Here is a 12,763-nt window from a genome sequence, read left to right as displayed (position 1 = left end):
TTTTCAGGACGATTTACCTTGCGAACGTAGGTCGTAAGGTGGGAAGTTGGTCAGGGATACGAATTGCAAAAATAACCGGGTAATGAAGTTTGCCCGGTTATTTCAATCCATAACACTTTTACCACTCCCCTGTTTAACCGCGTGACGGCAGGGAAGTAGGTAGGTAGCTCAAAAAAAATAGCCAGACAGGTCTCCGTCTGGCTATTCACTCTTATACACTAATATAGACAACCCCTCTATCGATCCCACAGCCGTATAAACCACACCGCTTCCGGGTTGTTGGTGAAAGTGAGGATTTGGCCGTACTAAGCCGGTTTGTTCTTATAAAATGGTCAGGCGGTTTGTCTGACTGGTTTGTTTTCTTTGTTCCGGCACCTTCAAAAACCGGGTCATGGTGCGGAAATCATTTTGTCGGTTGAGCAATCCCCCGTAAGTAACAGGGTAACCATGCAGGAGTCAGGTAGTAACCGGACACCTCTCACGATGCCCGCCGGCCGGGCAGTTTGTCCCGGAAGCAACGCTTCAGCGGGCATTGCAGCGCCAGGGATTAAACACTCCCCGGGTTATTAACTGCGGGAAGCGGCTGATCCCTACTGTAATTCTACCATGGCTCTGAATCAACCGGTTCGGAAGAAATAAAAGGTCAATTCCATGTAATCCCTGGCCCAGCCACCGTATATTGCCCAACTTTTCTGCTGTGAATGGACAATAACACACTTGGCACGAAGCCGCATTATCACCTGTTAGATGGACTTCGGGGTGTAGCAGCGATTATCGTAGTATTCTTTCATCTGACCGAGCCACTTGCCACCAGCCACCTTGACAATGTTGTAAACCACGGTTATCTGGCCGTTGATTTTTTCTTTCTTCTATCCGGTTTTGTCATTGGGTACGCCTACGACGACAGATGGGACCAATTAACCATCGGCGGTTTTCTTCGGCGCCGGTTCGAGCGGCTGCAACCCCTCGTTGTATTGGGCATGACGCTCGGCGCCATCGGTTTTTACTTTACCGACTCAACGATCTGGCCGCTTATTCATACCGTTCCGGGGTGGAAACTGATCGTCGTTATGCTGATTGGCTACACGCTTCTGCCCATCCCACTGTCGATGGATATTCGCGGCTGGTTCGAAATGCATCCGCTCAATAGTGTGGGCTGGTCCTTATTTTTTGAGTATATAGCCAATATTCTTTACGCGCTGGGTCTACGGAAATTACCAAACAAGGCCTTGGCTTGCTTTGTCGTTCTGGCCGCTGCCGGGCTGGTGCACTTTGCGGTTACGAATCCGAACGGCGACGTTACCGGTGGCTGGACACTCAATGCGGAACACATGCGTATTGGGATAACGCGGACCCTATATCCTTTTTTTGCCGGTTTGCTTTTATCCCGGGTAACACGGCCTACCTCCATCAACTATGCGTTCTTGTGGTGTAGCCTGCTGGTGGCAGCTGTTTTGCTGATGCCAAGAATAGGCGGTGCCGAACATCTCTGGATGAATGGTTTGTACGAAGCGTTTTGCATCATCATTGTCTTTCCACTCATTGTTTATATCGGTGCCAGTGGTGTGGTGCGCAATCAGGCGGAAGCGAAAATTTGTCAGTTCCTCGGCGACCTTTCCTATCCCCTGTACATGACGCATTATGTGCTGGTCTATTTTTATGTCGCCTGGGTAAGCAATCACAAGGGCATTACATTAGGGCAGGCCTGGCCTTATGCAATGCTCACCTTTTCAGGCGCCATCGTGTTGGCGTATGCCAGTTTGAAGTTGTACGATGAACCGGTACGGGCCTGGCTGCGAAAAACGCTGAAGTAGCGAAGTCGTAGCAGTAGGTGCGAATAAGGCTACCGAAATAACTCAAACCTCGCTGAGTTCCCTACGACAGCGGTTTGTGGTTCTTGCCCTTCTTATGGATCACTTCAAAGGCATTTAGCTCGCGTTTTGGAAAGGAATCGGAGCCAGACGTCGTCTACCAATTGGTCAGGATACCATACGTAAATCGACGGCTTTAGCTGCCGATGTAAAAGGCCGGGTCCGTTGCTGCATTATCCGAATGACCTGTTGTTCATCTTCGAACATATTGTCAACGTTGACTACGTTCTTAGCCAGCGCCGGGTAGTTTCGGGTCATCAGGAAAAAAAAGACAGTCGGATAGCCAATCCCCTCAAAAATCAAGGATTGATTAGTCACATAGGAGGGCAAACTCTTTTGAAAATAGAGGGGATATTCCGTCCAGTGCAGCGAAGGGCGTTCGTGGTGGGCAATGTGGTAGCCATCATTCCAGCATTTGTGATTGTACTTGATGTTGATACAGGTGATGGCATTGGTGTAGGGATTGCCCGGCTGATGAGGATCAATAAAACTATGCTGGGTCCAATTGCCCAACATCATTATGAACCGTGAAACAAAAAAAGGCACTATAAACACCACCATAGTAGCGGGCCAATTCACAAAACACAACCCAATGCAAAGCGCGAAGTAAGACAATTCACCGATCAGCGCGCGGTGAGCCAGCTTGGATCTTTTCTTGCGAGTCAGGTAAGTCGTCAGCCCGATCAGCCCCATAAACAGAAACGTTGTGAAGTACCGCAGAAAATCCCTTACATTATCGCGTTGATAGGCCATCGTGCTACTGTCGTCCTCCTGCTGGTTATTTTCCGGATGATGCATCCCAATGTGGTGGCTGTAATAGGTTTCGGGCGTTTGTCCAAAGAATGGCGTGATAACCCAGGGCAGATAATGGTTCATCCAGCGGTAGCGAGCCCGGAACAGCGGCCGGTGGCTGGTGCAATGCAACATTAAGCCAAAGGGACCTTTAAAGACAACATGATTAACCGAAAAGTGGAGGGCAGCGAGGCACCACCACCATACGCCCGTTACAAAAGGCAGATAAAGGACCAGACTCAGGGGTAAAAGCACCACCGTGATTTTTGCAATTAGCCGGACAAAGGGCAAATCGCGTTCGTCTTTGATAAATCGAACCAAAAACCGGTCTAGAAAACCCTTCGGCTTTGGAACACCGGTTGGATCATGGATAAATGGTAAAGACTTCATTACTAACAGGGAAATATGAACCTTACTCAACTTATAACTTTTAATAGATGGAAACCATTATATTAAAAGGCTAAAAACAATCAACAGGCCCGTAACAAGTGCCCTTAATTGACTTCCTCATTCACTGCGTGAAAACCGGCAACCCACTTCAGTACGCATTAGTTGAACCGGGGCCGTTTAAAACGAAAACCGGCAAACCGGTTCAGGCTACCCAGGCGATACGGCGGCCTACGTGAGCTGAGGTACGTAAAAGTAATGGTAAAAGCGTAGGGTAGCTTGCCGGCAAAAGTAACAGGAAAAACGAAGCAACATCCCTAAACGCGAACTGCGGAAACTAAAAAGAGGGGCATGACGCTCCTCTTCACTCTCCTTCTCCCACTATCAAATCACGGACACTCCAGCACTTAGGCAGGTTTCCAGCCTGCCAGGACAGGCTGATACGGCAGCTATTTCGGTGGTTGAACTTTCGTCTTGAATACCGTCGGGATTACGCTGGACAAGTTTATCAATCGCCTTAACTTATTATCCCTAAAGGAGGTTATTAGAGAACAATCCGTATTATCAATCGTTCATGAGACTGCTCGTCATCGAGGATGAACCCAAAACGTTACAGGCCATTCAGCAGGGGCTGGAAGAAAGTCAGTTTGAAGTAGACATTGCGTACGACGGCTTAATTGCCCGTCGGCTGGCCCTGAAAAATAATTACGCTCTGATCATTACCGATGTTATTCTGCCGGGTATTAATGGCTATGAACTGATTCGCCAACTGCGGGCGGAGGGACTTACCACGCCGGTTCTGCTGCTGACGGCCCTGGCCGAAACGGATGACAAAATCACCGGTTTCGACGCTGGAGCCGACCAATACCTGACCAAGCCGTTCCAGTTTTCCGAATTGCTGGCGCGGGTACGCTCGCTCACCAAAAGAGGAACGCAGGTGGCGATGACGGCCCGTACGTTGCGTTACGGAGGTCTGGAAATGAACCTGGATGCCAAAATCGTAACCCGCGATGGACAGCCCATCGATTTAACAGCCCGCGAATTTGCCCTGCTGGAGTTCCTGATGCGGAATCAGGGCCGGGTCCTATCCAAATCCGAAATTGCGGAACAGGTTTGGGATCTCAATTTTGATTCCGACACCAATGTGGTGGAAGTGTATATCAATTACCTCCGAAAAAAAATGGACCGGGGTTTTGACCGCAAGCTCATTCATACCCAGTTTGGCATGGGATACGTTTTCAAAGAACACTAATCCGGCGCTATGACCATCCGCAACCGTCTGGCGCTGCGATTTACCGCCCTGGTATCCGCCATTCTGCTGATTACCTTTATCAGTATTTATGCCTTCTGCGCGTATTTTGTCACCTCCGATTTTTACCGCCGACTCGACCGGAAGGCCAGCACGTACGGTGAAATGCTCACTCGGTACCAGTTGAATTTTGAGTTGATTCGGCAATTTGGCTTGATTCGCAAGGACCAGCTGCCCGAACAAAAAATTATTGTTCTGGATGAGCGGGATTCGATCATCTTTACCACCGACCCCGCGGGGGTTTCCCTGATTCCTCTGGATCGTCTGTTGGCCATTCGGAAGCAGGGACGGCAGGATTTTCGCCAGGGCCGGTACGAGGGTTTAGGCATCCCGTTGAAAATCACAACACCCTCAAAGCCAGCCGCTCAGTATGTGGTGCTGGCACTCGCACAAAACGTATACGGCGAATCGTTTATGCGTTATTTGCAGGGAGCACTGATCGTGTTATTTATTCTCATTGCGGGTCTTACCTTGTTTTCGGGTTGGCTATACGCCGGTGATGCACTCCGGCCCATGAAGCGGCTTGACGAACAGTTGGGCCGTATTTTTCCCAGTAATCAGGATCAACGGCTCCCGGTTGGAGACGACGGAGACGAAATCAGCCGGCTGTCGTCAACCATTAACCGGCTGCTCGACCGCATTTCGGAGTCGTTTCGCTTGCAGCGGCTCTTCGTGGCCAATGCATCCCACGAACTCCAGAATCCGCTTACTCAGGTCACTTCGCAACTGGAAGTCAGCTTATTGAACCAGCGTGATCCGGAAGCCTACCGGCAAACCATTCGGTCGGTGCTCGATGACGTCCGGGATTTGGCGGCACTGACGCATGAGTTATTACTGCTCTCCCAGGTGAGTCAGGACCAGGCGGCCGGTTTTTTGACCGACACAGTCCGAATTGACGAAGCCATCTGGGATATTCGCGACGAGGTAATCGCACTCAACCCGCGTTATGCGGTTGCCGTCGATTTGGGTAAGCTACCGGACGACCCCGACCAGTTAACGGTAACGGGCAACAAAACCCTCCTGAGTACGGCTCTGAAAAATCTGGCGGAAAATGCCTGTAAATTTGCCGTAGACGGACGGGCGGTGGTAAAAGCGCAGTTCGATCCGGTTGCCATCCGAATTGAAATTCAAAATGAAGGGCCGCCCATTCCGGCGGATGATTTGCCGTACCTGTTTCAACCTTTCTACCGCAGTGGCCAGACTGCCGGTTTGGCCCGGGGTTATGGCATTGGATTGTCGTTGGTTGAGCGAATTGTTCGTCTGCACGGCGGACAGATCAGCGTTTCCTCCGTAGCCGGACAACCCATCTTGTTTCGAGTCCTCCTTCCCCGTAACCCGCTGGGGCAACAGGGCAGCCTCTAACAGGTTGTTTTCGTTGGAAACATTCCAACGTTTCCGTGTGCTACCTTTTTCAGGACACCTCAACCTGAATTTTAAACAAAAGAACAAAGATGAACACGATGACCGTCAGAATCACGGTCCAGTCAACGCGGTGCCTGAATGTTACCCCTTTGGTCGACAATTTAGCGGGCCGATTAGCCTTGCAGGACATTTTTCTGGTTTTCCGTTTCGTACAATTCATACGTCAATGGGCTTCTTTGATCCATTTTCTATTCTTCAACTTTTCACCGGCGGTATCCTGAACAGACCAGCGCTTAAACAAAACCGTCTTTAATTTTCCTGTTGCCTGTGATCCATACACCGCTGCCAGCAGCCCTTCAGGCATTGATAAAATAGCCACCCGAAAGTCGAATGGCTATTTACTCTAACCTAAAAACGCGGAACAATCAGGATAAATAGTACCTCACTCCCAATCCATTCGACAATACAAAATAGGCTGCCACTCCTTAGAATTTGCTTAAGAACCCCTGATAATTTCCTTAGGAAAATAATTTATAATCCTGGATGCATTGATAACAAGCTCTCCCGGGGAGGGCGACGTATACGCATCCGATGTGATTGGCGATTTTTAGCAAAACCGGTCAGGGATCACAAAGAGGATCGAGAGAAATGGCCGGCGTGAAAGAATACCACACCAATTATATCTTCAATTAGGTATCAAAGAAAAAGCCACTCTTTAAACGGAGTGGCTACCTTATTGACTACCGAGGTGATCCCGTTTGGATTCGAACTTATCAATATAACTTATTGATTATCATCTATTAAAAAAGAATTTAACTCTAAGTTGACGGATCATCAAATTAAAAGTCATAGTTGACAGGCACCCTTTTTATTATACCGTTCGATTTGCCGCCAATGATTATTACGTGAATTACTGTCCTTGTTGCTAATACTATGAGCCACCCGCCTGTTAGGTTTTCTTTGGAGGCTATTTCATATTCCCAATGGTAGTGCCTTATCAGCATTATGAACTGTGTTAAAAGTCAAGCACAAGTACGTAAAACTGGCAAATAATTTGGGTCAAAATCTTGATCAAACTTCACGACTGCAAATGCCTGGCGAAGTAGTTTATTGACCACTGCAATTAATGCTACCTTCGATGCTTTGCCAGCCGCTTTTAGCCGATAATACAACTCTCGACACGCTTTATTGTGCTGGATCGCCGACCATGACGCCACATAGAGCATACTCCTCAGTTGAGCATCACCTGTCTTGCAAATCCCTTTCACCGCATTCAGTTTTCCGGACTGATAAATTACCGGAGCGACACCAATAAACTTGGCCAAAGCTTTCGCCGAATGAAAGTGCTCAAAGCCACTTGTTACTTCAATTAAGGCCGTGGCAATCGATGTCGAGATCCCGACTACAGATGTTAATCGCTTCAGCTGCTGACTAAAATGGGCTTTGGTAAGCTGTTCAATCTCGTTCACTAAAGTTTTCGTTTCAGTTTCCAACTCCTCTAGAATATGTGCCAAGCTGATTTGAACAGGCTCATCTTTAACCGGTAGAGACGAAAACGAATGCTTCAAATTCTGCATCGCCCGGTAGTGCTTTTTATATTGGCGAAGCAACGTTCGTTTTTGACGCAGTCTGAGCAAATCATCGCTATCCATTTGATAGATAGCTGGTTGAGTCATCTGACCATAGCGAGCTAATAGTACCGCATCGCTCTCATCAGTTTTAGTGACCGATAGTCGCATCTTGGCAAAGTGGTGACTTTGCCGAGGGTTAATCACTGAAAGGCAGATCTGGGCCTGACAGAGCATATAAGTTACTAGTACCGAATAGGACCCGGTGGCTTCTACCACACCGTGAGCAGCTGGAGGAAGAAAACTAATCAGCCGCCGGATCCCTTCCGGTGAGTTAGAAAAGCTGCCTGTTTTCCAGACGTTGTTTGACTCAGCATATGCTAGGGCGAGCGAGTCTTTAGCCACATCGATACCAACATACGTTTTCATGGAGAAAGGGGAAAGAAAGTTGATATTCGTCTGATAACCAGCCACCAACTTTGCCACTTAGCATAGTATACGCGGGTTTTGCCAATGGAACTGTTCAAGGTTGCAAAATTGGCCAGTGTGGGTCAGATCATAATGTGCGGGGTTGGCCCATGTTAACCACAGACTTGCTCACACTGGTGGCTCTTTATCTTGTTTAAGATATTCAAAATAAGGAAGTTGCGCAACTATTACAAACGTACTATGTTATCCCTATTAGATTGCATAGCTGCTAAAACTGACCGTTGTAACAATTAACATGGGATTTGCTTATTAAGGGTTCAAACTACAAAGATTTGTGGTAGCTAACTCCACCTAATGTCATTTCGCAATATGCTCCAGGCGTGAGACAAATGAATCTTTATGTATCAAACTATCAAACATACCATTAGATAGGTAGTTATATTATCAAAAAATATCCTATCTGTCCCTTAATCCCTTAGTATACCCGATACGCTAGCCCTATTCTGTAATTAATCGGATTTCCCAGGGACGCCACGGTGTTCCGGGATAAACCGCCGTTGAAATAGCGGGCATTGGTCAAATTATACAGGTTGAACTGAGCGCTGAAGCGGTTAAATTGATAACTGACCAATGCATCCAGCACCGTGGAGGCTGGTACAATAAACGATTGTCGGGCTAGATTGCCCACCTGATCGCTAGTGTAACGCCCCCCAATCCCCAGGCTCAGCCCATTGAGAGCCCGGCTATTGAACGTATACTTCACCAGGGTATTGGCGATATGATGGGGTGCGTTCACGTAGCGGTCACCCTGTTTGCCCAGCGTGCTGGTAGAAGTCAGCACATGATCGTTGTAGGCATAGCCCGCCAGCACACTCAGGCCCTTCATCGAGCCTTGCAGCGTCACCTCCAGCCCTTTGCTCCGCGTGCCAGGCACCACCGTTCGCCGGTTGGGGTTGGCCGGTGTGGGATCCGCAGCCAGAATGTTGGTGTAGTCGATGCTGTATAGCGCCACCATCGTGGATAGCTGGTTTTTAAAAAAATCCCCTTTGTAGCCGACCTCGTATTGCTCCGCCTGACGGGGCGGAAAAGGCCCACCCGCCCCCCCGCTATTGGATAACTGGGGAGCAAACGATTTGGTGTAACTGCCGTAAAAAGAAAGGTTGGGCATGGGGAGATAAACCAGGCCAAAGCGGGGCAACCAGGCCGTAGCGTCGGATTCATCCCCTTGCAGATCATCCCGGTCCGAGAGGGGAACTTGCTTCAGACGGTAGCGATCGTAGCGAAGCGAAAGCAACGCTTTAAGTTGAGAGCCTAAACTAATCTGGTCCTGCACGTAGCCACCCACCAGATTGGTGACCTGCCGGTTATCATCGTAGTAATCAACGGCGGGATTGGGCGCCGGTACATCATTGGTGTAGTCCGGGCGCAGGATTGCGATGCGGGTGGTCGGTGAGTTGCGGTAATCGTTCTTAGACCAGCCAAAGCGGTTATAGTCGATGCCCGCCAGGAGGCTGTGTTTTACCCAGCCGCGGCCCACCTTGTAATTAAAGTAGACGGTCGTCTGGGCATTGAACTGGTCGTAGTCCCAATACGAATAGGTGCGGCTGACGGAATCGTTGCGAATACTGCCCACCACAAAATGATCGGCGAAATTAAAGCGGCTCCGGACGTAGCGCTGGACCACCGTCAGCGAAAGCGCGGGGTTGATCCGGTGATCAAAGGTCAGTGTCGCCGAGGAGTTTTTGGTTTTACCAAAATCGGACGGACTTTGAACCGTTAGGTTGGTCGGGTAGTAATTAAAATCGAAGGTCTCATTGCCGTTATCTTTGACGTAGGTGCCCCGGTCATACTGCTGCACGGCCCGCTGCTGGGCATAATTGATCTCCAGGTTGAGTTTCGTCGAAGGAGAGAACAGATACGTGAGCGACGGGGCCAGAAACAGATTTTTTACCGCCTGGTAGTCCCGAAAACTATTCGTTCGGTCGTAGCCCACGATGGCCCGGTACAACAGCTTACCGTTTTTGGTTAACGAACCCGTGGCATCACCCGAAACCCTCACGGCATTCCAGCTCCCGTAGGTGGCGGTGAATTCCAGCTGTTGTTGGGCCTGGGGCTTCTTGGTGACAAAATTAATCACTCCCCCCGGCATCCCTTCGCTAAGGAGCACCGAGGCCGGGCCTTTGAGCACCTCCACCTTTTCAATATTGTAAAGCAGCGGTTGCTGGCTCCACAGGTAAAGGGTGCCACGAATGCCGTTGAAGGTGGTAAAGCTGGCATCATTGGGGTTGTAGCCGGTGAAGCCCCGCAAGGCAAAACCGCCCATCGAATTGTTGGCTTTGACGCCCGTCAGTAACGGGGCAAGGTCATTGAGCGTAAACGCCTGCCGGTCCTGAATGACCTGCTGGGAAATCACCTGCACGGACTGGGGCGTTGCCAGTAAGGGAATATCGCTGCGGGTTGCCAGCGCCGAATGGTCGGTTTTGTAGGAGCTCCTGCGGCTGGTGATGGTTACTTCCTGCAATTCTTTCAAATCTTCCGAAAGCTGAAACTCCAGCACGGTGGGCTTTTTGCTGCTCACCACCACATTTTGTTTCACCACCGAATACCCCAGCGATGAAGCAATCAGGGTGTAATTGCCGGGCGGCACCCTGGCCATGGTGAAATAGCCTTTGTCGTCGGTTATACTGCCGTAGGCGGTGTTTTGCAAGCGAACCGAGACATCTCGCAGAGGGCGTTGATCAAACGAAACAATGTAGCCGGAAATGCTGCCGGTTTGGGCCAGACATATGCGACTACCAGCCAGCAGCAGGAGGATTAAATAAATAGTCTTCATCAAAAGGGATTCTATACCAAGAGTGTTCCGTCGCTTACCGGCCGCCAAAAGTCAAGCTGCTCCAGTAACTCTGCCAGTCGGCCCGGGTCGTGTCGCTGGGCGAGGACTTTTCGTAGGGAACCATCCAGACCAGGCTGACCATCGTTTGCCCGGGCCGAAGCGGAAACCGAACCCGACCCTTTTTATCCGACCGTTGCTGCTCATGCTTCAAAGTGCCTTTGGGCGGGACGTAGTTCCAATACCGGACCAGAGCTCCCGCCAGCGGTTTCTGCTGGTACAGTACGCGGAATTCGGCAGTCTGCCCACTTTTCAGCGCATAGGGATTCTGAACCGGAATAATTTCCAGGGGCATGCCGGTGGCCGTGGCAAAAGTTTCATCGGGCGTGGAGCCCACCTGAATCAGGGTTTTGACACACCGGCGGTACACTTCCCGGCTGGGCTTAGATGACTCGCCGTTCTGCTGGCGGGCCTGAATCACCAGGTCCAGCCCATCTTCCTTCAAGTACGCCAGAAATTCTTTGGAACTCAACGAGAGGTACTTATTGGTATTAGCCAGGGCAATCAGGTGCGTGCCCGGCGAGGTCATCCTGACGGAGGTGAGGCCATACTGGCCCTTGGATAAGGTAGGTGTCAGGTCCTGGCGGGGCAGTGCCTTAATCCAGTGGCTATACTGGACAATACGGTTTTTTTTGCCTTCGGAGCGTTCTCCCTTAAAGCCTTCTCCGACCAACACCTCGATGGAAATCAGATCGCCGACGGCGGCAAAAAATCGGTTGGGCTGCAACCAGAACTCGTGGGCCTGAGCCCAAAAAACAATTATACAGAGCAGCAGGATCAGGATGACTTTTCTTTTCATGCTCAAATTTAATTCGTAACCTGATCGACCCGAAACATCTGGGCATAATTAGTGGCAATATCTGCCGATTTGGCCGAGATCATAACATCGGGGTATTGGGCAATACTCAGGGCCGTAACGCCATCAAAAACCTTTAATAAATCCGCCTTGATAGATACTTGAGGAGTTTGATTCGTCACAACCTGGATGCCTTGCCCGCCAAAGGGCAACGTTATCGTCCGCAAGTTGTTGAGGGTACGGGTGCGGTATCCTCCAAACAACCCAATATGATACATAAAGGTATTACCAGTTGTTTCAATGGGTGCCTGGGGGGATGTACCTTCCAGTTTAAAGAAAATATACCCCGTGTTCCAATCCCAGTACATTCCTCCCGTGCGCTCAGAAGTTATGATATTCTGGATTCGATGCCCGAGAAAGATTACGACGATCTGACCCGGTTGGCCTCAGGAATCTGTCAGACGCCTATTTCTTTGATCAGCCTGATCGATGACAAACGGCAGTGGTTTAAGTCCAATCATGGCCTTCAGGTCCGGGAAACACCCCGCGAGTTCGCTTTTTGCACCCACGCAATTATAAATCCCAACGAAACCCTGATCGTCCAAGATTCTAGGAATGATGAGCGGTTTTCAGGTAATCCGCTGGTAACCGGCGATCCCTATGTTATTTTTTACGCTGGTGTACCCCTGGTTGATTCCAATGGGTATCCGTTAGGGTCTTTGTGTGTCATTGATCAGACGCCAAAACAATTAAGGCCTGACCAACTTGCCGCCCTGCAAATACTTGCCAAACAGGTCGTGCATTTATTGGGGTTAAGAAAAACAAACAAAGCTTTGACAACGGTAAAACGGCATTTGGAAAACCGGAATCGGGAACTCGATGAGTTAGTTGAACGAGTTAACAATGAAATAGCCCCTCGGTTAATATTGTTAAAGAAAACTCTTCAGGATGAGCAGGCAGCACCGGTAGCAGGCAAAACAGCCGACAATGTGCTCCAGCGGATGATGCAAACGGTAACCGAACTGGAAACTATACTGAGGCAGCTTTCCTAAAATCGCAGCCGACTTTTTTACGTAGGAATAGCCCTCGGGGGGGCAGGTAAGTCACCTTACGTTTTCTTAGTTATTTTTTGCGATTTCAGTCCTTTTATGGAGCCAGAGCGTCTACCTGGCATGAAACTTATTTTTCGCTCAATAACTACCCATTCATCTTCATTGACGGCTCGGCAGCATTCCGGTTATTCAGGCAAATCGATCAGCCACGGCCACACTTTAAGTCCGAAAGGTGGGAACAAACCATACTGGGCCTTCGAAAGTTTTGGTGGGAGACGGCTATCATACCCCAGATTTAGAAAGACTG

At 49.6% G+C, this 12,763-nt stretch carries 10 protein-coding genes; 5 read left to right on the top strand and 5 right to left on the bottom strand.

Annotated elements, in window-relative coordinates:
* The first annotated feature begins 701 nt into the window (after positions 1 to 701).
* Complete coding sequence (locus ACYVHX_RS22200) at positions 702 to 1,814, top strand: acyltransferase family protein (RefSeq protein ID WP_460673886.1); 1,113 nt, start codon at positions 702 to 704, stop codon at positions 1,812 to 1,814.
* A 165-nt stretch (positions 1,815 to 1,979) separates the two neighbouring features.
* On the opposite strand, the gene ACYVHX_RS22195 is transcribed toward ACYVHX_RS22200, so the two are convergent.
* Complete coding sequence (locus ACYVHX_RS22195; RefSeq protein WP_460673885.1) at positions 1,980 to 3,053, bottom strand: fatty acid desaturase family protein; 1,074 nt, start codon at positions 3,051 to 3,053, stop codon at positions 1,980 to 1,982.
* A 571-nt stretch (positions 3,054 to 3,624) separates the two neighbouring features.
* Between ACYVHX_RS22195 and ACYVHX_RS22190 the strand changes: the two genes are divergently transcribed.
* Genes ACYVHX_RS22190 through ACYVHX_RS22180 form a run of 3 tightly spaced genes read left to right on the top strand, consistent with a single transcriptional unit; the run spans position 3,625 to position 6,034 of the window.
* Positions 3,625 to 4,302: a response regulator gene (locus tag ACYVHX_RS22190; RefSeq protein ID WP_460673884.1), complete on the top strand. Its 678-nt coding sequence runs from the start codon at positions 3,625 to 3,627 to the stop codon at positions 4,300 to 4,302.
* Positions 4,303 to 4,311: 9 nt separating this feature from the next.
* Positions 4,312 to 5,721 (top strand): sensor histidine kinase, encoded by a 1,410-nt coding sequence (locus ACYVHX_RS22185; protein WP_460673883.1) that lies wholly within the window; start codon positions 4,312 to 4,314, stop codon positions 5,719 to 5,721.
* A 13-nt stretch (positions 5,722 to 5,734) separates the two neighbouring features.
* Positions 5,735 to 6,034, top strand: coding sequence for a hypothetical protein (locus ACYVHX_RS22180; RefSeq protein WP_460673882.1), 300 nt, complete (start codon positions 5,735 to 5,737; stop codon positions 6,032 to 6,034).
* Between the two features lie 709 nt (positions 6,035 to 6,743).
* Here ACYVHX_RS22180 and ACYVHX_RS22175 read toward each other — a convergent pair.
* The 4 genes from ACYVHX_RS22175 to ACYVHX_RS22160 all read right to left on the bottom strand — a co-directional run bounded on the left by ACYVHX_RS22175 (position 6,744) and on the right by ACYVHX_RS22160 (position 11,772).
* The gene (locus ACYVHX_RS22175) at positions 6,744 to 7,718 is read right to left on the bottom strand and encodes an IS110 family transposase (protein ID WP_460673881.1); all 975 of its coding nucleotides are present in this window, start codon (positions 7,716 to 7,718) and stop codon (positions 6,744 to 6,746) included.
* Between the two features lie 475 nt (positions 7,719 to 8,193).
* On the bottom strand, positions 8,194 to 10,551 hold the full coding sequence (locus ACYVHX_RS22170) for a TonB-dependent siderophore receptor (protein WP_460673880.1): 2,358 nt from the start codon (positions 10,549 to 10,551) through the stop codon (positions 8,194 to 8,196).
* A gap of 34 nt (positions 10,552 to 10,585) precedes the next feature.
* Positions 10,586 to 11,407: a DUF4198 domain-containing protein gene (locus ACYVHX_RS22165; RefSeq protein WP_460673879.1), complete on the bottom strand. Its 822-nt coding sequence runs from the start codon at positions 11,405 to 11,407 to the stop codon at positions 10,586 to 10,588.
* Between the two features lie 8 nt (positions 11,408 to 11,415).
* Entirely contained in the window at positions 11,416 to 11,772 is a 357-nt protein-coding gene (locus ACYVHX_RS22160; protein ID WP_460673878.1) for an MbnP family protein, read from the bottom strand.
* Between the two features lie 39 nt (positions 11,773 to 11,811).
* Here ACYVHX_RS22160 and ACYVHX_RS22155 point away from each other — a divergent pair, with 39 nt between their 5' ends.
* Positions 11,812 to 12,456: a GAF domain-containing protein gene (locus ACYVHX_RS22155; protein ID WP_460673877.1), complete on the top strand. Its 645-nt coding sequence runs from the start codon at positions 11,812 to 11,814 to the stop codon at positions 12,454 to 12,456.
* Positions 12,457 to 12,763 lie beyond the last annotated feature (307 nt).

The sequence above is a fragment of the Larkinella ripae genome (assembly GCF_054780775.1).
This window is presented reverse-complemented; position numbering and strand designations above follow the sequence as displayed.

Coding starts and splice junctions, on each gene's coding strand:
- ACYVHX_RS22195 (WP_460673885.1), bottom strand. CDS start 3,053: ATGAAGTCTTTACCATTTATCCATGATCCAACCGGTGTTCCAAAGCCG.
- ACYVHX_RS22200 (WP_460673886.1), top strand. CDS start 702: ATGGACAATAACACACTTGGCACGAAGCCGCATTATCACCTGTTAGAT.
- ACYVHX_RS22155 (WP_460673877.1), top strand. CDS start 11,812: ATGCCCGAGAAAGATTACGACGATCTGACCCGGTTGGCCTCAGGAATC.
- ACYVHX_RS22190 (WP_460673884.1), top strand. CDS start 3,625: ATGAGACTGCTCGTCATCGAGGATGAACCCAAAACGTTACAGGCCATT.
- ACYVHX_RS22170 (WP_460673880.1), bottom strand. CDS start 10,551: ATGAAGACTATTTATTTAATCCTCCTGCTGCTGGCTGGTAGTCGCATA.
- ACYVHX_RS22185 (WP_460673883.1), top strand. CDS start 4,312: ATGACCATCCGCAACCGTCTGGCGCTGCGATTTACCGCCCTGGTATCC.
- ACYVHX_RS22160 (WP_460673878.1), bottom strand. CDS start 11,772: ATGTACTGGGATTGGAACACGGGGTATATTTTCTTTAAACTGGAAGGT.
- ACYVHX_RS22165 (WP_460673879.1), bottom strand. CDS start 11,407: ATGAAAAGAAAAGTCATCCTGATCCTGCTGCTCTGTATAATTGTTTTT.
- ACYVHX_RS22175 (WP_460673881.1), bottom strand. CDS start 7,718: ATGAAAACGTATGTTGGTATCGATGTGGCTAAAGACTCGCTCGCCCTA.